An 18,717-nucleotide genomic window follows, 5' to 3' on the forward strand; every position below is an offset into this window, starting at 1 on the left:
GCCGCCGCGCGCCACCGCGATTCACGTGCGTTCGGCTTAACAGCGACGGGGCCGCAACCAGTTGGTTGCGGCCCCGTCGGGGTTCCGGTTGCCCGGGTGTGGATTAGACGCCGTAGTACAGTTCGAACTCGAACGGGTGCGGGCGCTGGGCGAGGGGCTTGATTTCCTTCTCGCGCTTGTAGTCGATCCAGGTCTCGATCAGTTCGGGCGTGAAGACGTTGCCGGCGAGCAGGAAGTCGTGGTCGGCCTCCAGCGCCTTGAGCGCCTCCTCGAGCGACGCGGGAACCTGCGGGATGTTCTTGGCCTCTTCGGGCGGCAGCTCGTAGAGGTCCTTGTCGACGGGTTCGTGCGGCTCGATGCGGTTCTTGATGCCGTCCAGGCCGGCCATCAGCTGCGCGGCGAACGCCAGGTACGGGTTTCCGGATGCGTCGGGAGCGCGGAACTCGAGGCGCTTGGCCTTCGGGTTCGTGCCGGTGATCGGGATGCGGATCGAGGCGGAGCGGTTACCGGCCGAGTAGACCAGGTTGACCGGTGCTTCGAAGCCGGGGACCAGGCGGTGGTAGGAGTTGACGCTCGGGTTGGTGAACGCGAGCACAGCCGGGGCGTGCTTGAGCAGGCCACCGATGTACCAGCGGGCGATGTCGGAGAGTCCGCCGTAGCCGGCCTCGTCGTAGAAGAGCGGCTTGCCGTCTGCCCAGAGGGACTGGTGGGTGTGCATACCGGAGCCGTTGTCACCGAAGAGCGGCTTGGGCATGAAGGTGGCGGTCTTGCCCCACTCGTGTGCGGTGTTCTTGACGATGTACTTGAACTTGAGCAGGTCGTCGGCAGCGTGCACCATGGTGTCGAACTTGTAGTTGATCTCGCCCTGGCCGCCGGTGCCCACCTCGTGGTGGCTGCGCTCGAGCACGAGGCCCGCGTCGATCAGCTTGAGGCAGATGTCGTCGCGCAGGTCGGCGTGCTGGTCGACCGGGCTGACCGGGAAGTAGCCGCCTTTGAACGGCGTCTTGTTGGCGAGGTTGCCGCCCTCTTCCTTGCGGCCCGAGTTCCAGGCACCCTCGCTGGAGTCCACCGAATAGAAGCTGGTGTGCTGGTTGACCTCGTAGCGCACGTCATCGAAGATGTAGAACTCTGCCTCGGAGCCGAAGAACGCGGTGTCGCCGATGCCGGTGGACGCGAGGTACTTCTCGGCCTTCTTGGCGACCTGGCGCGGGTCCTTGGAGTAGATCTCGCCGTTGCGCGGGTTGTAGATGTCGAACAGCATGATCAGGGTGCGCTCGGCGCGGAAGGCGTCGATGTAGGCGCTGGTGACATCCGGGATGAGCTGCATGTCGGATTCGTGGATGGAGGCGAAGCCACGGATCGACGAACCGTCGAACATCTGGCCGACCGTGAAGAAGTCCTCGTCGACCGTCGACGCGGGAATGTTGAAGTGCTGCTGCACCCCCGGCAGGTCGGTAAATCGGAGATCAAGGAACTTGACATCGGTGTCCTTGATGAAGGCGAGCACTTCGGACGAATCGCGGAACATGCGGTTTTACTCCAAACGACGTAGGCGTGGGTGACTATGTGTCGCACACTGCGGCTCCCCCGAGACTATTACGGGGGCGTTACTCAAGAATGACGCTTATGTTTCCGCAATGTTACAGCGAGCCGCTCCCGGTACACTGATCGGGTGAATTCGACGCCTCCTGGACCCACCACTTTCGGGCAGCTGCCGCCCAGTTCCTGGCCGGGGGAGCGCCTCGGCCTGCCCCGCACCGGCTCACATTCCGTGGGCCGGGTGGGCCGCCGGATCGGCGCACTGGTCATCGACTGGGCGATCGCGGTCGCACTGACCTGCGTATTGTTCGGCTACACGCTGCTCAACTACGACGGCTTCGTCGTGTTGGCGATCTTCGTTCTCCTGCAGGCGCTGCAGCTGGCGGTGTTCGGCTGGAGCGCCGGCCACCGCCTGGTGGGTCTTCGCCTGATCACCATCACCGGCGGCAGGGTCGGCCTGTGGCGTCCCGTCGTCCGGTCGCTGCTCCTCGGCCTGGCCGTGCCCGCCCTGGTCTGGGATTCGGACCAGCGTGGCTTCCACGACAAGATCGCTGGCACGGTGCTCATCCGGCGCTAGTCGACGCCGCAGACGAAAAAGAAGGGCACGGGATCTCTCCCGTGCCCTTCTCTCGTCTGTCCTGCTGTCGGCCGAGGCCGGTGTGATCAGTTGCCGCGCTGCGGCCGTGCCTTGGTCGGGTCGACGCCCTTGGGGATCGGCAGCTTCTTGGTGATGGAGTTGAGGCGGTTGTTCACGGCGAGGACTTCGGCCTTGGTCAGCGACGCCTTGATCTTGGTCAGGCGCCGAGCCAGCTTGTGCAGCGGCACGGCATCGGCGTCGGGACCGACGGCGATCACGGTGACGGCGACGTTGCCGCCGACCTTGGCGACGGTTCGACGTTCCTCGTCCACCATCCGCGCGGTTCGGGTACGCGGGCCCTCGCTGATCAGGACCACTCCGCCGCGACCGACGGCCCGGTACACGGCATCCTGGGTCTTACCGTTCACGGCGACGGGCATCTCACTGCCTACCCAGCCGCGCTTGAGCGAGCTGCGCAGCACGGCACCGACGGCGCCGGGCTGTCCCTCGATCTGGGAGTACGCGGCCTTCTCGGCGCGGCGGCCGAGGATGATCAGCATGGCCAGCACACCACCGAGAACTCCGGCGATGATCCAGAGCGCGATGGTGAATCCGCTGTCCGGCGTCAGCAGCAGGGCCAGTACCAGGCCGAGTGCGACGGGGATCAGGAAGCCCAGGATCATGAACAGAACGATGTTCGAGTCGTAGCGCCTGGTCATCTGGAAAACCTGCCACATTTGCTTCAGGCGGCCAGGTTCTTTCGGGGTGCGGGGAGTCTTGTCCTTGCTGCGTGCCATGGTTCTAAGACTACCCAGTCGGCCGATCTGCGGGTGACCGATTCAGGGCCGAACGGCCCGGGTTCGCTCCGGGCTGGGCGCTCCTCCCCAGCCGGTTCCCGATCGGGTTTCTGCCAGGTACGCACCGTGACCGGCCGGTCGGCGCGGCGCCGGCCGAAAATGGGCCCATGGACGAGCGCGGAAGGCACGATGCCGGAGACGTGGTGGCGGGCTACCGACTGGTGCGCAGATTGGCGCACGGGACCCAGTCAGAGGTGTATCTCGCCCGGTCGCCGGCACCGTCAGGAGGGTCGTTGACACCCACCCGGCCGGTCACCGCGGTGCTCAAGATCTTTCGGCCCGATGCCGACGGACGCGCCATCGACCGGCAGGTGCGTGCAATGCTGGCCGTTCCGCCGATGACCCTGGTGCGCCTGGCCGACGTGGCCACGGCGCCGGATGGTCGGCCGTGCCTCGTTCTCGACCGGTTGTCAGGGCCGTCGCTGGCCACCCTGCTGCACGAACGTGGCCGGATAGGTCCTGGCGAGGTGGTCACGATTCTGGCCACGGTGTGCACCGCCCTGCACGCGCTGCACAGAGCGGGCTTCAGCCATCCGCAGGTTCAGCCCGCCGCTGTGCGGTTCGACGGCACCGGGCGGCCGGTTCTGCTGGGCCTGGGCGGGTTGCAGGAGATTCCGCCGGGGCCGGCCGGGGTGGCCAGGAAACGCGACGATCTGGTCAGGCTCGCCGGATTCGCCCGGGCCGTGATCGACCACGTGGACGACCGGGCCGGGCGCGACGAGGGCGCGGCCGCGGTTCTGGCCGAATTCGAGGCCGCGGCAACCCGGCGGCCGTTCCCGGTCGACCTGACCGGGCCGGAGGCCGCTTTGTTCACCTGGGCACCGGCCACGGCCGTCCGCGGCATCTCTGCGGGGGCAATCGACGCGGGGGCAATCGAGGCGGGCGCAATCGGCACTGTCGACGGCGCCGGCATGTCCGTCGGGCGCGTCACCGCCCGCCCGCTGGTGCAGGTCGGCACGGAAACACGGTTAGCGGCGTTGGCGCGTCCGGGAGGGACGGAGGTGCGGGTGACCATGCGGCCCCGGCTAGAGCGCCTGGTGTCCGGCTTGCGGCAGATTATCCGCAACCGGGTGCGAGCCGCACTGGCCATCGTGCCCGGCCGTGGCCGGGTATCAGCAGCGCTCAGGCGGATGCCGCGGAAGCCGGCGTTGGCCGGTCTCGGTGTGGCCGGAGTGGTGGTGGTCGCGGCGCTGACCCTGCTGGAACCGGCTCGATCCCCGGCCGCGCCGGGCCCCGGTTCGGTGCAGGGCACACACCAGTCGGCGGTGCCGGAACGTGGGCAGCCTGGCGCCGAAGGGACGGATGACTCCGACGGGGCTACCGGAACGCCGACGGGGAGCGCCAGCGTCGGGGGAGACGGTGCGGAAGCGGAGCCTCCGGAAACAGACGACCCGGCGGCGGCGGTCCTCGACCTGCTGCGACGCCGAGAGCACTGCCTGGCCGAGGCGTCGGTGCTGTGCCTGGACGGTGTGGACCAGGCCGGCTCGGTGGCCTTGGAGGCGGACAGTTACGCCGTGCGGCAACGGCAGGCGGCCGGCGACACGGCCTCGTCAACGGAGGTGGGCCGGGCGGAACAGCTGACCGCGACGGTGCAGGAACGTTCGGGAAACGCGGCTCTGGTGGTTCTCAGCCGAATCGGAGATGAGGGAGGGAACACACAGCCGGCCTCGGCCCTGGTGATCAGGGGCGAGGCCGGCTGGCGGTTACGCGAACTCTTCGACTACTGAATCGGACGACCGATTCCGTGGCCTTGAGCTGTGGTGCTGTGCTGCGGGTATCAGATACCGAGGTTCGACTCGAATGCTCCTGCTTCCAGACGCGCCTTCATCGTGGTGAGGAAGCGCGAGGCGTCCGCACCGTCGATGATGCGGTGGTCGTAGGAGAGCGCGAGGAATACGGTGGAGCGGATGGCGATCGAGTCCAGACCCTTGTCGGTGACGACGATGGGCTTCTTGTACACGACGCCGGTGCCCAGGATCGCGCTCTGCGGCAGGAAGACGACCGGGGTGTCGAACAGCGCGCCGCGCGAACCAGTGTTGGTCAGCGTGAACGTGCCACCGGAGAGTTCGTCGGGCTTGAGCTTGTTGTCGCGGGTGCGAGCAGCCAGGTCGGCGATCTGGGCGGCGAATCCGGCCAGGTCGAGTTCTCCGGCGTCACGGATGACGGGAGTGAGCAGTCCGCGCTCGGTGTCGACCGCGATGCTCATGTTCTCCTGCGGCGGGTACACGATCGACGTGCCGTCGACGGTCGCGTTGATGATCGGGTTCGACTTCAGGGCCTCGGCCGCGGCCAGGGCGAAGAACGGCAGGAAGGACAGCTTGTTGCCGGTCTTCTCGTGGAACGAGACCTTGACCTTGTCGCGAAGCATGGCGACGCGGGTCACGTCCACCTCGACGACGGTGGTCAGCTGAGCGGTCTGCTGCATGGAAGCAACAGCGCGCTCGGCCACGACCTTGCGCAGACGCGACATCGGAACGGTGGTTCCGCGCAGCGGCGAGACCTCGACCGGGGCGGCAGCGGAGGCCGACGCCTCGGCCGGTGAGGCGGCGGAGATGATGTCCTGCTTGCGGATGCGTCCGCCGACACCGGTACCGGTGATGGTGGACAGATCGACGCCGGCCTCGTTGGCGAGCTTGCGCACGATCGGGGTGACGTAACCGCTGGTGCCGGCGTGGGCACCGCGGGTCGGCTCTGCCGCTGCGGGCGCTGCCGGTGCAGCGGGCGCTGGCGCTGCGGGTGCCGGCGCTGCGGGTGCCGCCGGTGCGGGTGCTGCGACGACGGGTGCCGGCGCTGCGGGGGCAGCTGGTGCGGGTGCTGCAGCGACGGGTGCCGGCGCGGCAGCCGGTGCAGGTGCTGCGGCGGGCGGCGGCTCGACGGCGGCCGGTGCGGGCGGTGCCACGGCGGCGGGTGCCTCGGCGGGGGCCGGGGCCTCAGTCGAGGGAACCTCGGCGACCGGTGCTGCAGCCTCAGGGGCGGCCTCGGGTGCGGCGGCGGGAGCCGAACCGTCTCCGATGGTCACCAGGGGGGTGCCGACCTCGACGGTCTCGTCTTCCTGCACGAGGATGGCTTCGATGACACCGGCGATCGGAGAAGGAATCTCCGTGTCGACCTTGTCCGTCGATACTTCGAGCAGCGGTTCGTCGACTTCAACGCGGTCGCCCACGTTCTTGAGCCAACGGGTAACCGTCCCTTCTGTGACACTCTCACCGAGAGCCGGGAGGTTGACGGATTCGCTCATGCGTTTGTCTCCTTTGAAACCATTAAATATCTGACCAATGTTAGTGAGAGCTTGTGTGTCGAAACTGGGTTACATCGCGTGCAGCGGCTTGCCGGCCAAGGCCAGGAAGGCTTCGCCGAGAGCTTCGTTCTGGGTGGGGTGTGCGTGCACGAGCGGAGCGAGGTCCTCCGGGTACGCTTCCCAGTTCACGATGAGCTGGCCTTCGCCGATCAGTTCGCCAACGCGGGCGCCGATCATGTGGATGCCGATGATGGGGCCGTCGGCCTCGCGCACGACCTTGATCGACCCGGTGGTGCCGAGGATCGAGCTCTTGCCGTTGCCGCCGAGGCTGTACTCGTAGCTGGTGACCTTGTCGGCGCCGAACTTGGCGACGGCCTTGGCCTCGGTGTAACCGACGGAAGCGATCTCGGGGTCGCAGTAGGTGACCTTCGGGATGTTGAGGTCGTCGACGACGATCGGGGCCAGGCCCGCGATCTCTTCGGCGACGAAAATGCCCTGCTGGAAGCCACGGTGCGCGAGCTGCAGGCCGGGAACGATGTCGCCGACCGCGTAGACGCCGGGGATGTTGGTGGCGAGGCGCTCATCGGTGATGACGAAGCCGCGGTCCATGGTGATGCCGACCTCTTCGAAGCCGAGCCCTGCGGTGGACGGGCCGCGACCGACGGCGACGAGCAGAAGCTCGGCCTCGATCGTGACGCCGTTCTCCAGGGTGACGACGACGCCGGAGTCGTCCTGGGTGACGGACTGGAACCGCACGCCGAGGGAGAACTCGATGCCGCGCTTGCGGAAGGCCCGCTCGAGCTGCTTCGAGACGGACTCTTCCTCGTTCGGTGCGAGGTGCGGCAACGCTTCGATGATCGTGACGTCAGCGCCGAAGGACTTCCACACGCTGGCGAACTCGACGCCGATGACGCCGCCACCGAGCACGGCGACCTTCTTGGGTACGTAGTTGAGCTCGAGGGCCTGCTCGCTCGTGATGACGCGGCCACCGATGGCCAGGCCGGGCAGCGAACGGGAGTAGGAACCGGTCGCCAGCACGACGTTCTTGCCGACGATGGTGTCCTCGCCGACCTGAACGGTCGTGGGGGAGATGAGCTTGCCCTCTCCGGCGATGACCGTGATGCCGCGAGCCTTGATCAGGCCCTGCAGTCCACGGAACTTGCTGGCAACGATGCCCTCGCGGAACGCGGTGACGGCGGCCATGTCGATGCCCTGGAACGACGTTGTGACGCCGTACTTGGCCGATTCGCGACTGACATCGGCGACCTCGGCCGAGTGCAGCAGGGCCTTGGTCGGGATGCAACCGACGTGGAGGCAGGTACCGCCGAGCTTGTCTTTCTCAATCAGGCCAACGGTCAGGCCGAGCTGCACAGCGCGCAGCGCTGCCGCGTATCCGCCGCTTCCGCCGCCGAGAACTACAAGGTCAAAATTCTGTTCAGACACCCAGATACTCCCTCGTGCATCACATACACTTTCACGGCCTGCCCAGCGCAATTGCGCGGGCAGACGTTGAATGGCAAGGATTTCCCTGCCTATACGACTGTACTACGGGCGCGAAAAGTCCTCGGCCAGGCGCAGCAGCGTTCTGACCGTTACGCCGGTGGGGCCGGGAGCGGTGAAACCGAGGCCGCCGCCGACCAGTTGGGCGCTACCGGCGATGTCCAGGTGGGCCCAGGGGATGGCGCGTTCTTCTGCGCCCTCACCGACGGTGCCGATGAATTCGCGCAGGAACACGGCGGCCAGCAGTGCACCGCCGCCGGTGTTGCCGATCTTGGCGTTGGCGATGTCGGCGACGTCGGAGTTCAGCAGGGCACGCAGTTCTTCCGGCATCGGCATGGGCCAGGCCAGTTCGCCTTCGGCCTTGCTGGCCGCGAGCACGTGGGCGACCAGGTCGTCATCGCCGAGCACCGCGGAGTAGCGGGTGCCGAGGGCGACCACAGCGGCGCCGGTCAGGGTGGCCACGTCCACGATGGCGTCGGGGTTCTCCTCACCCGCGGCGACGAGGCCGTCGGCGAGCACCAAGCGGCCTTCCGCATCCGTGTTGAGCACCTCGACGGTGCGCCCGCCACGGATGCTGAGCACGTCGTTGGGCCGGATGGCCGAGCCGGACGGCATGTTCTCCGCGATGCAGAGCCACGCGGTGAGTCGCACCGGCAGTCTGAGCCGCGCCGCCGCGAGCGTGACCGCCAGCACCGTCGCCGCGCCGGTCATGTCGTACTTCATGCCGACCATGGATGCCGGCGGCTTGAGCGAAAGTCCGCCGGTGTCGAAGGTGATGCCCTTGCCGACCAGGGCCAGGTGCTTCATCGCCTCGACCGGGTCGTAGCTGACCTTGACCAGTCGCGGCGGCCGGGTCGAACCCTGGCCGACCCCGGCGATGCCGCCGAAGCCGTCTGCGGCCAACTGCTCCTCGTCCCAGACCGTCAGCGTGACGGGCAGGCCCTCGGCGGCGGCGGCGGCGAGCGCGGCGAGGGACTCCGGGTACAGGTCGAGCGGCGGCGTGTTGACGAGGTCCTTCACCAGGCTCACTGCTCCGGCGACGATGTCGGCGCGATCGACGTCGTCCTCGTCGGCCTGGTCGGTGTGCACGGTGATCACGCCGGCGGACAGCTTGGTGGTCGCCAGCGACGCCTTGCGATAGGTCGTGAACGCGTACCCGCCCAGGGCGGCGCCTTCGAGCACGGCCGCAGCCTGGTCGGCATCGGTGAGCGGGAAGGCGATCGCGAGAGTGCTGGCGCCGGTGAGCTGGCGCACTGCCGAACCGGCCGCGTAGCGGAGGGAATCGGTGGTGACGACGCTGCCGAGCCCGACGACTGCGATGCCGGCGGCAGTGCCGACGACAGGTGCGAAGCGCACAACCTGGTCCTTGGCACCGGACACCCCGACGGCCTCGAGCTGGGCGGCGATCTGCTCGAACCCGGGCGCGGCGAACAGCGTCGGGCCGTCCTTGCCCTGCACGGCGCCAATCACGAGGACGTCTGCGGTGGATTCGAGTGCGGGCTGTGCGGTCACGGAAACGCGGGGAACGGTCATGCTTCGATGCTACGGGTCCAGGTGTTCGCTCTGGGCACCACTCGCGCCTGCCGATTCTTGGGACGTGGGGCAAAACCTCCGCTTAGAGTTAATCTCATGCGCGATCCTGATGAAATCTACGAGCTCACTGCGGATGCCGCCGGCGTCCCCGAAGGGCTGCATCTCGTCGCGGGCCTGACCGGTTTCGCGGATGCCGGTGGCGCCGTCGCTCAATTCACCGAGTACCTGCTCGCCACCCTCGAGCACGAGGTGGTCGCCGAGTTCGACGCCGACCTGCTTCTGGACTACCGCGCCAGGCGTCCCATCATCTATTTCGACCAGGACCACCTGACCGACTATCAGCCGCCCCGGCTGAGGCTGTACCTGGCCCGCGACGAGATCGGCCAGCCGTTCCTGCTCCTGGCCGGCTTCGAACCGGATTTCCGGTGGGAACAGTTCACCGCCGCCGTCCTCGCCATCGTGAGCCGGTTCACGGTGTCGTCCACCACCTGGGTGCACGCCATTCCCATGCCCGTCCCGCACACGCGACCCATCGGCGTGACCGTCAGCGGCAACCGCACCGACTTGATCGAGAGCATGTCGGTCTGGCGGCCGCACACCCAGGTTCCCGCCAACGCCCTGCATCTGGTCGAGTACCGGCTGCAGGAGATCGGCGCCTGGGTCATCGGCTATGTGCTGTTGATCCCGCACTACCTGGCCGACACCGAGTTTCCCTCTGCAGCCCTGTCGGCGTTGGAGAGCACGAGCGCGTCGACGGGCCTGATCTTCCCCACCGACAAGCTGCGAGAGAAGAACCGTGAGTTCCTCAGCCGAATCGACGAGCAGGTCGGGGACAACGGCGAGTTGGCCAAGCTCGTCGGCACCCTGGAAGAGCGGTACGACGCTTATATGGAGGGGAACACGCTGCGGTCGCCGTTGACCGACGAAGACGGCGAACTGCCGTCCGCCGACGAGATCGCGGCCGAACTGGAGAAGTTCCTGGCCACACGCCGGGGCCGGGACGACGGCCAACAGCCCTGACGTCCGGCGGGATTCCGCGGCTCTGTTCGAGAATCCCGCGGCCGGATGGTGCGCGAGTGGCCGGCCTCGCAGATAGATTTAGCTGAGTGAATACTCGTCGGTCCTGGTTGATCTTCTCCCTCGGCTCGTTCGTGTACCTCTCCGCCGTCATGCAGCGCACCTCGCTCGGCATCGCCGGAGTCTCGGCCACCGAACGGTTCGGCGGCTCTGCGGCCGTGCTCTCCAGCCTCGCGGTGGTGCAGTTGATCGTGTACGCGGCCGCCCAGATCCCGGTCGGCGTGCTGATCGACAGGTTCGGGCCGCGCGTGCTCATGCTGGCAGGAACGGCCTTGATGGTCGCCGGTCAATTGACGCTGGCCTTCGCACCATCCATCACCATCGCCGTGATCGGCCGGATGCTGGTCGGTGCGGGCGACGCCACCATCTTCATCTCGATGATCAGGCTGATCACGTCCTGGTTCAGCGGCCGCATCGTGCCGCAACTCTCCCAGTGGCTGGGCAACATCGGCCAACTCGGCCAGGTGCTCTCCGCGGTGCCGTTGGCCTGGATCCTGCACGAGTGGGGATGGACCCCCGCATTCCTCGTCGCCACTCTGGTCGCATTCATTGCGTTCATCGTGGTGATCGTCGCCATCAGCGACCGACCGGCCGGCTCGCTCGATCAGGCCAGGCCGACGACGTGGGGGAGTGCGCTCACCCAGCTCAAGCACAGTTTCGCCCGACCGGGTACCCAGCTGGGGTTCTGGTCCCATTTCGTCACCCAGTCCTCCGGAACTCTCTTCACCCTGCTCTGGGGATTTCCGTTCATGGTCTATGGCCTCGGCTACGAATCCAGCATGGCTGCCGCGATGCTCACCATCCCGGTCGCCGCCGGCCTCGTCTGCGGCCCGATACTCGGAGTGCTCACCGCCCGGCACCCCCTGCGCCGCAGCAACATCGTGCTGGGAATCGTGATCAGCATGGGCGCCGCCTGGGCGCTGGTGCTGCTCTGGCCGGTCACCCCACCCTTCTGGCTCATCGTGCTCCTCCTGGTCGTGCTCGGTGCCGGTGGCCCCGGGTCGTTGATCGGCTTCGACTTCGCCCGCACCTTCAACCCGCAGCGCAGCCTCGGCTCGGCCAACGGCGTGGTCAACGTGGGCGGCTTCCTGGCGAGCTTCGTGATGATGTTCCTGATCGGCGTGCTCCTGGACCTCCAGGACGGCTGGCGCCGGGAAGCCGGCGGTGCGAGTGACCTGTACGCGCTGGATTCCTTCCGGATCGCGTTCGCCGTGCAGTTCCTGGTCATCGGCTCCGGCGTCGCCATGCTCGTCGCGACGCGCCGGCGCACCCGGCGGATGCTGTCCAGGGACGAGGGAATAGAAGTGGCCCCCTTATGGGTTGAACTTTCTCGAAGGCTGCGACGGCGCGCACGGGGAGAATAGGCGCAGCGTGGCATCGTCTATACACAATCCGTGCAATAATTGTCAATAGGACCCGTTCTGGTTCCTGGGTGTATTGGCTTCGCGCCGATGCCTTCCCGGGGACTTGACATGGGTCCTAGTACTGCCCAAAATCTCCGGTTTTTAGGTCACGGCGCACGCCGATCGGCCGAGATGCCCGGCGCAGCGCCGCAGGCGCACGAACTACGGCATGAGAGGTGTTCGAATGGCAACCCCAACGAAGACAGAGCCCGCACGCACAACCACCGAGACCACCGCTGTCGACGAGGCCACCCTGGTCGCTGTCGCAGCGAAGACCCCTGCCCAGAAGGCCGCCGCCACCCGCGCGGCCAATGCCGCGGCAGCAGCAGACGGCGCCGAGGCGCCCGAGAAGGCCGCACCGCGCAAGCGTGCCGCCAGCACCAAGACCAAGGCGCCCGCCGCCGGTAAGAAGAAGGACGGCGATTCCGACGCCGGCGACGACGAGGTCGTGGTACCCGGAGACGAGCACGACACCGACGACGATGAGAACAGCGACGGGACGGCCAAGCGCCTCGCCGCGGTGGAACCGCTGCCCAGCGGCGCCCTGGTGCTGTCGATGGTCGACGACGAGGACGAGGTCCCCGTCTACTCCAGCGCCATCACCGGCGCCACGGCCGACCCGGTCAAGGACTACCTCAAGCAGATCGGTAAGGTCGCCCTGCTGAACGCGGCCGAAGAGGTCGAGCTGGCGATGCGCATCGAGGCCGGCCTGTTCGCCGAGGACAAGCTGTCCCAGATGACGGACGCGGAGAAGAAGAGCGCCCTCGGTCGCGAACTGCAGTGGGTCGCCAAGGATGGCGCCAGGGCCAAGAGTCACCTCCTCGGTGCCAACCTGCGCCTCGTCGTCTCGCTGGCCAAGCGCTATACCGGACGCGGCATGCAGTTCCTGGACCTGATCCAGGAGGGCAACCTCGGCCTCATCCGTGCGGTCGAGAAGTTCGACTACACCAAGGGCTTCAAGTTCTCCACCTACGCCACCTGGTGGATCCGCCAGGCCATCACGCGCGCCATGGCCGACCAGGCCCGCACCATCCGCATCCCGGTGCACATGGTCGAGGTCATCAACAAGCTCGCCCGCGTGCAGCGGCAGATGCTGCAGGACCTCGGTCGCGAACCGACGCCCGAGGAACTGAGCCGCGAGCTCGACATGACGCCGGAGAAGGTCGTCGAGGTGCAGAAGTACGGCCGCGAGCCCATCTCGCTGCACACCCCGCTCGGCGAGGACGGCGACAGCGAGTTCGGCGACCTGATCGAAGACACCGAAGCCGTCGTCCCGGCGGATGCGGTGGGCTTCACCATGCTGCAGAAGCAGCTGGAGAGCCTGCTCGACTCGCTCTCCGAGCGTGAGGCCGGCGTCATCCGCATGCGCTTCGGCCTCGGTGACGGCATGCCCAAGACCCTGGACCAGATCGGCGACACTTTCGGCGTGACGCGCGAGCGCATCCGTCAGATCGAGTCGAAGACGATGGCGAAGCTGCGGCACCCGTCCAGGTCGCAGTCCCTACGCGACTACCTCGAGTAGGAGCGGCCTGTGCGGTATGCGCCGGCGATCCTGCTCGGCAGGGTCGCGCGCACCCTCGCGCGCTGGCGCAAACCCGGTGGCGGGTCTGCCGTCCCCGGCCTGGTGGTCAACACCATCGCGCCGGGGTTCCTGCCCCGTACCCTGAACAGCTTCCCCGGCGGACTGGTCATCGTGACCGGTTCGGCCGGTAAGTCGACGACCACGAAGATGCTCGTCGCGGCGCTCCGCGCCCACGGCGTGTCGGTGTTCACCAATCAGTCAACGGCCAACATCAGTCAAGGACTCACCTCCGCACTGCTGGAGGAGGTCAGCCTGACCGGGCGTATCGCCGGTGACATCGCGGTGCTCGAGATGGACGAGGGCCACGGCGCTCTCATCTCGCCGACCCTCACCCCCCGGGTGGTGGTGCTCACCAACGTCATGGTCGACCAGATCGACCGCTTCCACGACTCCGACATGGTCGCGGCCATGCTGGCGAAGATCGCGGCGCGGGCCACAGGCTCCGTCGTGCTGAACGCCGACGACCTGTACCTGTCCCGGCTGGCTGAGGGCATCGCTCCCGGCGTCACCATTGCGCGGTACGGCGTGACCGAGGACGTCCTGGCCCAGAATCCCCGGGGACTGGGCTACACGCTCACGTCGCCCGCCCGCCTCGACGCCGCGGACGGCATGGTGCTCACGCAGGTCAGCGGACGCGACGCTACCGTTCTGGTCGACGGCAGGGTGCACGAGGTAGGGTTGCCCGCCCGCGGTACCCACTACGCGGTGGATGCGCTGACCGCTCTGGCCGCCGCCCGCTCCACGCTCCTCGACAGGTTCGACGCAGCCGTCGCCGTTACCGCGATCTCGGCGATCCCGCCGGTGTTCGGCCGCGGCGAGGTCGTCTCGGTGCGCGGCACCACGGTGGAATTCGTCCTGGTGCAGAACCCCGCCAGCATGCAGCTGAATGTGGACAGCCTGGACCCCACGACGGAACAGATCCTCGTGGCCGTCGGGTCCGACGTGCGCGATCCCTCCTACCTCTGGCCGGCAGACACCTCCAGCCTCGGCCGGGTGCTCATCGCCTCGGGGTCCAAGGCCCAGGACATCGCCCTGCAACTGGCCTATGACGGTGTGGTGGTCGAGCGGATTGAACCCGACCTCGGCCGTGCGCTCGACGATTTCCTGGCGTTGCCCGAGCCCAGTACCGGGGTGAAGACGATCATCTTCTCGGCCGATTCGATGAGGCGCACCCGCGCCCACCTCGGCCTGGCGACCAACGAATCGGACCCGTCATGACACCTGCCCAGCTCACCATCGTCAGCGTGCTCCCGCGACTGCTGGACACCAACGGCGACGCGGCCAACGCCCGCGTTCTCGCGCAACGCGCCCGATGGGCTGGGCTCGAGGCCACGGTCGTTGCCGTGAATACTGTCGCCGATCTGCCGGAGAGCGCCGACCTGGTCGTGCTCGGCTCCGGAACCGACACCGACCTCGTCGCGGCCCGAGACGCCCTGCGCCCCCTTCAAAGCGCACTCCGGCGCTGGCTGGACGACGACGTGCCGGTGCTCGCCGTCGGCACCGGCTGGGAGCTGCTCAGCGCGGGCATCGACGTCACGGGTGACAGCTCGGTCGAGGGCCTCGGCCTGGTGAGCGGTCGGGCCAGGCCACTGGCGGCGAGAATTGCCGACGACCTCGTCGTCGACGCCGAAGCCGGTCGGCTGCTCGGCTTCGAGAACCATGCCAGGGGATACGCCGGTTCGCCGGTGGCGCTCGGTACGGTGCGGTCCGGCACCGGAAACGGCGACGGCACCGAGGGAACTGTCGAGGGCAGCTTCATCGGCACCCATCTGCACGGTCCGGTGCTCGCCCGCAACCCGCAGCTGGCCGACCGGATGCTCGCCACGGCGTGTGCGGCCCGGGGCCTCACGCTCGTGCCTTCGGCCATGACCGCATCCGTTGACGACATAGCAAGAGCCGCACGCAACGTGGTTGCAGTGCGGCTCAGCCTTACCTCGGAGTAGGACCCACCCGGCCGTGGCCAAGGATGGAACCCGTGGCACCGCAGCGCCGGCGAAACCGGCGTGCGGTGCCCGAAGGGCCTAGGACTTCTGGTCTTCGAACAGACGGCTCGACTCGTCGTGCCAGCTCTCGGCGATGGCGGCGAGCTTCTCTTGGTGCTTGCGTCCGTGGTGGGCGCAGAAGAGCAACTCGCTGTTATTGACGACTACACGAATGTAGGCCTGAGCGCCACAAGCGTCGCAGCGGTCGGCCGCGGTGAGCTGGTGGGGGGCGCCCTGTTGGTCGACGGCACCATTTTCGGTGGCGATCTGGGACATATTCTCCTCCTCCAAGCTGATACCAGGTGATACCAATTGAATCGTTAGTGACCATGTAAACACGGTCGGGCCCCATTTGGGCCACAGTTCGGCGACATTTCGCTCACCGCGTAGCAATCTCCCGGTGAACCCCGCAACATCAGGCGTCCGCGGGTGTCGATCGGGGCCGGAGGCGTCAGGGTCACTATTCTTAACCGTTGTGAGTTCTGACTATTCCGCCCGCCATCTTTCGGTCCTCGAAGGCCTGGACGCGGTGCGCAAACGCCCCGGCATGTATATCGGTTCCACCGACTCGCGCGGGTTGATGCACTGCCTGTGGGAGATCATCGACAATTCGGTCGACGAGGCGCTCAGTGGACACGGCACGGCCATCGGCATCGTGCTGCACGCCGATGAGAGCGTCGAAGTCAGTGACACCGCGCGCGGCATCCCGGTCGACATCGAACCCAAGACCGGCCTGACCGGTGTCGAAGTGGTCTTCACCAAGCTGCACGCCGGCGGGAAGTTCGGCAGCGGCTCGTACGCGGCGTCGGGCGGACTGCACGGCGTCGGCGCTTCGGTGGTCAATGCGCTGTCGGAGCGCCTCGACGTCGAGGTCGACCGGGACGGCAAGACCTACGCCATGTCCTTCCACCGGGGCGAGCCCGGTATCTTCGCCGACACCGGCGAGAAGAGCCCGGATGCGCCGTTCACCCCGTTCGAGAACAAGAGCGAACTGCGCATCGTCGGCAAGGTGCGCAAGGGCGTCACCGGAACGCGCATCCGCTACTGGGCCGACCGGCAGATCTTCACCAAGGGAGCGACCTTCCAGACCGAGGACCTGATGGGCCGGGCCCGCCAGACGGCGTTCCTGATTCCGGGCCTCACCATCAACATCGACGACCGGCGGAGCGCCGAGCCGGTGGCCGAGTCGTTCACCTTCGCGGGCGGTATCTCCGAATTCGTGGACCACCTCGCGGTCGACACCCCGATCACCGACACCTGGCGGCTCACCGGCGCCGGCAGCTTCAGCGAGACCGTGCCCGTGCTCACCGACAGCGGAGCCATGATCCCGACGGAACTGGTGCGCGATTGCCAGGTGGACATCGCCCTGCGCTGGGGCACCGGGTATGACACCGTGATCAAGAGTTTCGTCAACATCATCGCCACGCCCAAGGGCGGCACCCACCAGGCCGGTTTCGATGCCGGCATGCTCAAATTCCTGCGTGCCCAGGTGGAACAGAACGCCCGGCGGCTGAAGGTCGGTTCGGACAAGCTGGAGAAGGATGACATCCTCGCCGGTTTGACCGCCGTGCTCACGGTCCGGCTGCCCGAACCGCAGTTCGAGGGCCAGACCAAGGAGGTGCTGGGCACACCCGCCGTGCGCGCCATCGTGGCCGCGGTGATCAACAAGACCATGACCGAGCGGTTCACCTCGGCCAAGCGCGACGACAAGACCCAGTCCGCGGTTGTGCTCGACAAGATCGTGGCCGAGATGAAGTCGCGCATCTCCGCCCGCGCCCACAAGGAGACCCAGCGGCGCAAGAACGCCCTGGAGAGCTCTTCGCTTCCGGCCAAGCTGGTGGACTGCCGCAGCAACGACGTCGAACTCAGCGAGTTGTTCATCGTCGAGGGCGACTCGGCGCTGGGCACCGCCAAACTGGCCCGCGACAGCGAGCACCAGGCACTGCTGCCGATTCGCGGCAAGATCCTGAACGTGCAGAAGGCCTCGGTCTCCGACATGCTCTCCAACACCGAGTGCGCCTCGATCATCCAGGTGATCGGCGCCGGGTCCGGCCGCAGCTTCGACCTCTCCGCTGCCCGGTACGGCAAGGTGATCATCATGAGCGACGCCGACGTCGACGGCGCTCACATCCGCACCCTGCTGCTCACCCTGTTCTTCCGCTATATGCGCCCGATGATCGAGGCCGGCCGCATCTTCGCCGCCGTGCCGCCGCTGCACCGGGTAATCGTGATGAACCCGGGCAGCAAACCCAACGAGACGATCTACACCTACTCCGAACCGGAGCTGCAGGGTGTGCTCGCGGCGTTGAAGAAGAGTGGCAAGCGCTACCAGGACCCGATCCAGCGCTACAAGGGCCTGGGCGAGATGGACGCCGACCAGCTGGCGACCACCACGATGGAACGCTCCCACCGCACCCTGCGCCGGGTGCGCGTGGCCGACGCCGAGATGGCGGGCAAGGTCTTCGAGCTCCTGATGGGCAACGACGTCGCCCCGCGCAAGGAGTTCATCATCGACAGCTCCGACAAGCTCAGCCGCGACCGCATCGACGTATAGCCGCCCGCTTCCCGCCCCTGCCCCCGACGAAACTGTTCCCGAAGCGGACATTTGCGGCCGGTGCGCCGGGCGCAGAAGTCCGCACGGGCAACAGTTGTGTCGGCGTGGCGCGGGTGCGCGGCTGCGGTGGCGCGGGTGCGGGGATACCCGCGGTCAGGCGCCGGGAGAGAAGGCCGTGCTCGGCAGGTCGCGTTCGTCGGTCAGGATGGCGCGCACGATCCGTGCCGCGACGGCGGCGGGGTCGAGGCCACGGGGCAGGCGGGGCGTCTCGCCCGCGATCGGATGCGTGGACAGCGCGGTCTCGGTGTGACCCGGCCTGGCATCGATGATCCTGATCCCGGCGCGTCGCAACTCCCGGCCGGCGGCTGCCCCGAACGCGGCGATCGCGGCCTTCGACGCCGAATAGGCGGCGAGGTTCGCGGTCGGGGACTCGCTCACGACTCCGCTGAGGGTGAGCAGGAACGGCGAGCGACCGGCGGCCGCCGACGCCGCCAGAGCAGGGTGGGCGGCCTGCAGCAACAGCATCGGGGCGACGCTGTTGACCGCGAAGAGACGGTCGATCGTGGCGGGGGAGAGCGCCGTGACCGGCCCGAAGGCGACCACTCCAGCAGCCACCACCACGCCGTCGAGTCCGCCGGTGACGCTCGTTGCTTCCTCCACGAGGCGGCTGATGCCGGCCGGATCGGTCAGATCGGCGGGAACGATCGCCCCCGGCACACCGAGAGCGGCGAGGTCCGCCGGATCCCTGGCGCTGAGCACGAGGGTTGCCCCGGCGGCCGAGAGCGCCAGGGCGATCTCCCGACCGAGTCCGCCGGTCGCCCCGACGACGAGGATGGTGGACCCGTTCAGCTCAGCCATGGCCTCACCTTACTGCC

General features: G+C 67.6%; 15 protein-coding genes. 8 read left to right on the plus strand and 7 right to left on the minus strand.

Annotation, left to right across the window (positions count from 1 at the left end; all coding sequences use genetic code 11):
• Positions 1-103 precede the first annotated feature (103 nt).
• The gene (gene glnA, locus CTB96_RS12630) at positions 104-1,528 is read right to left on the minus strand and encodes a type I glutamate--ammonia ligase (RefSeq protein WP_110127236.1); all 1,425 of its coding nucleotides are present in this window, start codon (positions 1,526-1,528) and stop codon (positions 104-106) included.
• 144 nt (positions 1,529-1,672) lie between these two features.
• Here glnA and CTB96_RS12635 point away from each other — a divergent pair, with 144 nt between their 5' ends.
• On the plus strand, positions 1,673-2,116 hold the full coding sequence (locus tag CTB96_RS12635; RefSeq protein WP_110127237.1) for an RDD family protein: 444 nt from the start codon (positions 1,673-1,675) through the stop codon (positions 2,114-2,116).
• Positions 2,117-2,202: 86 nt separating this feature from the next.
• Here CTB96_RS12635 and CTB96_RS12640 read toward each other — a convergent pair whose 3' ends face one another.
• On the minus strand, positions 2,203-2,913 hold the full coding sequence (locus CTB96_RS12640) for a DUF4191 domain-containing protein (RefSeq protein WP_110127238.1): 711 nt from the start codon (positions 2,911-2,913) through the stop codon (positions 2,203-2,205).
• A 167-nt stretch (positions 2,914-3,080) separates the two neighbouring features.
• Between CTB96_RS12640 and CTB96_RS12645 the strand changes: the two genes are divergently transcribed.
• A complete protein-coding gene (locus CTB96_RS12645) occupies positions 3,081-4,700 on the plus strand; it encodes a hypothetical protein (protein ID WP_146215818.1) in 1,620 nt (539 codons plus the stop codon).
• Positions 4,701-4,750: 50 nt separating this feature from the next.
• On the opposite strand, the gene CTB96_RS12650 is transcribed toward CTB96_RS12645, so the two are convergent.
• The 3 genes from CTB96_RS12650 to CTB96_RS12660 form a co-directional block, all read right to left on the minus strand.
• Positions 4,751-6,211 carry a 2-oxo acid dehydrogenase subunit E2 gene (locus tag CTB96_RS12650; protein WP_110127240.1) on the minus strand — a complete coding sequence of 487 codons (1,461 nt, stop codon included), beginning with the start codon at positions 6,209-6,211 and terminating at the stop codon, positions 4,751-4,753.
• Between the two features lie 69 nt (positions 6,212-6,280).
• Positions 6,281-7,654, minus strand: coding sequence for a dihydrolipoyl dehydrogenase (gene lpdA, locus CTB96_RS12655; protein WP_110127241.1), 1,374 nt, complete (start codon positions 7,652-7,654; stop codon positions 6,281-6,283).
• Positions 7,655-7,756: 102 nt separating this feature from the next.
• Positions 7,757-9,244: a leucyl aminopeptidase gene (locus CTB96_RS12660; RefSeq protein WP_110127242.1), complete on the minus strand. Its 1,488-nt coding sequence runs from the start codon at positions 9,242-9,244 to the stop codon at positions 7,757-7,759.
• 96 nt (positions 9,245-9,340) lie between these two features.
• Between CTB96_RS12660 and CTB96_RS12665 the strand changes: the two genes are divergently transcribed.
• The 5 genes from CTB96_RS12665 to CTB96_RS12685 all read left to right on the plus strand — a co-directional run bounded on the left by CTB96_RS12665 (position 9,341) and on the right by CTB96_RS12685 (position 15,249).
• Positions 9,341-10,264 (plus strand): proteasome assembly chaperone family protein, encoded by a 924-nt coding sequence (locus CTB96_RS12665; RefSeq protein WP_110127243.1) that lies wholly within the window; start codon positions 9,341-9,343, stop codon positions 10,262-10,264.
• Positions 10,265-10,350: 86 nt separating this feature from the next.
• Positions 10,351-11,685 carry an MFS transporter gene (locus CTB96_RS12670; protein ID WP_110127244.1) on the plus strand — a complete coding sequence of 445 codons (1,335 nt, stop codon included), beginning with the start codon at positions 10,351-10,353 and terminating at the stop codon, positions 11,683-11,685.
• Between the two features lie 223 nt (positions 11,686-11,908).
• Positions 11,909-13,246, plus strand: coding sequence for an RNA polymerase sigma factor (locus tag CTB96_RS12675; RefSeq protein WP_110127245.1), 1,338 nt, complete (start codon positions 11,909-11,911; stop codon positions 13,244-13,246).
• 9 nt (positions 13,247-13,255) lie between these two features.
• On the plus strand, positions 13,256-14,524 hold the full coding sequence (locus CTB96_RS12680; RefSeq protein WP_110127246.1) for a MurT ligase domain-containing protein: 1,269 nt from the start codon (positions 13,256-13,258) through the stop codon (positions 14,522-14,524).
• A complete protein-coding gene (locus CTB96_RS12685) occupies positions 14,521-15,249 on the plus strand; it encodes a type 1 glutamine amidotransferase (RefSeq protein WP_110127247.1) in 729 nt (242 codons plus the stop codon). Before CTB96_RS12680 ends, CTB96_RS12685 begins: the two co-directional genes overlap by 4 nt.
• 78 nt (positions 15,250-15,327) lie before the next feature.
• Here CTB96_RS12685 and CTB96_RS12690 read toward each other — a convergent pair whose 3' ends face one another.
• Positions 15,328-15,564, minus strand: coding sequence for a DUF7455 domain-containing protein (locus CTB96_RS12690; protein ID WP_066595309.1), 237 nt, complete (start codon positions 15,562-15,564; stop codon positions 15,328-15,330).
• Positions 15,565-15,763: 199 nt separating this feature from the next.
• Here CTB96_RS12690 and CTB96_RS12695 point away from each other — a divergent pair, with 199 nt between their 5' ends.
• Entirely contained in the window at positions 15,764-17,842 is a 2,079-nt protein-coding gene (locus CTB96_RS12695) for a DNA gyrase/topoisomerase IV subunit B (protein ID WP_110127248.1), read from the plus strand.
• A 153-nt stretch (positions 17,843-17,995) separates the two neighbouring features.
• Here CTB96_RS12695 and CTB96_RS12700 read toward each other — a convergent pair whose 3' ends face one another.
• The gene (locus CTB96_RS12700; RefSeq protein ID WP_110127249.1) at positions 17,996-18,700 is read right to left on the minus strand and encodes an SDR family NAD(P)-dependent oxidoreductase; all 705 of its coding nucleotides are present in this window, start codon (positions 18,698-18,700) and stop codon (positions 17,996-17,998) included.
• Between the last annotated feature and the right edge of the window lie 17 nt (positions 18,701-18,717).

The sequence above is a fragment of the Cryobacterium arcticum genome (genome assembly GCF_003185895.1).
GTDB lineage: Bacteria > Actinomycetota > Actinomycetes > Actinomycetales > Microbacteriaceae > Cryobacterium > Cryobacterium arcticum.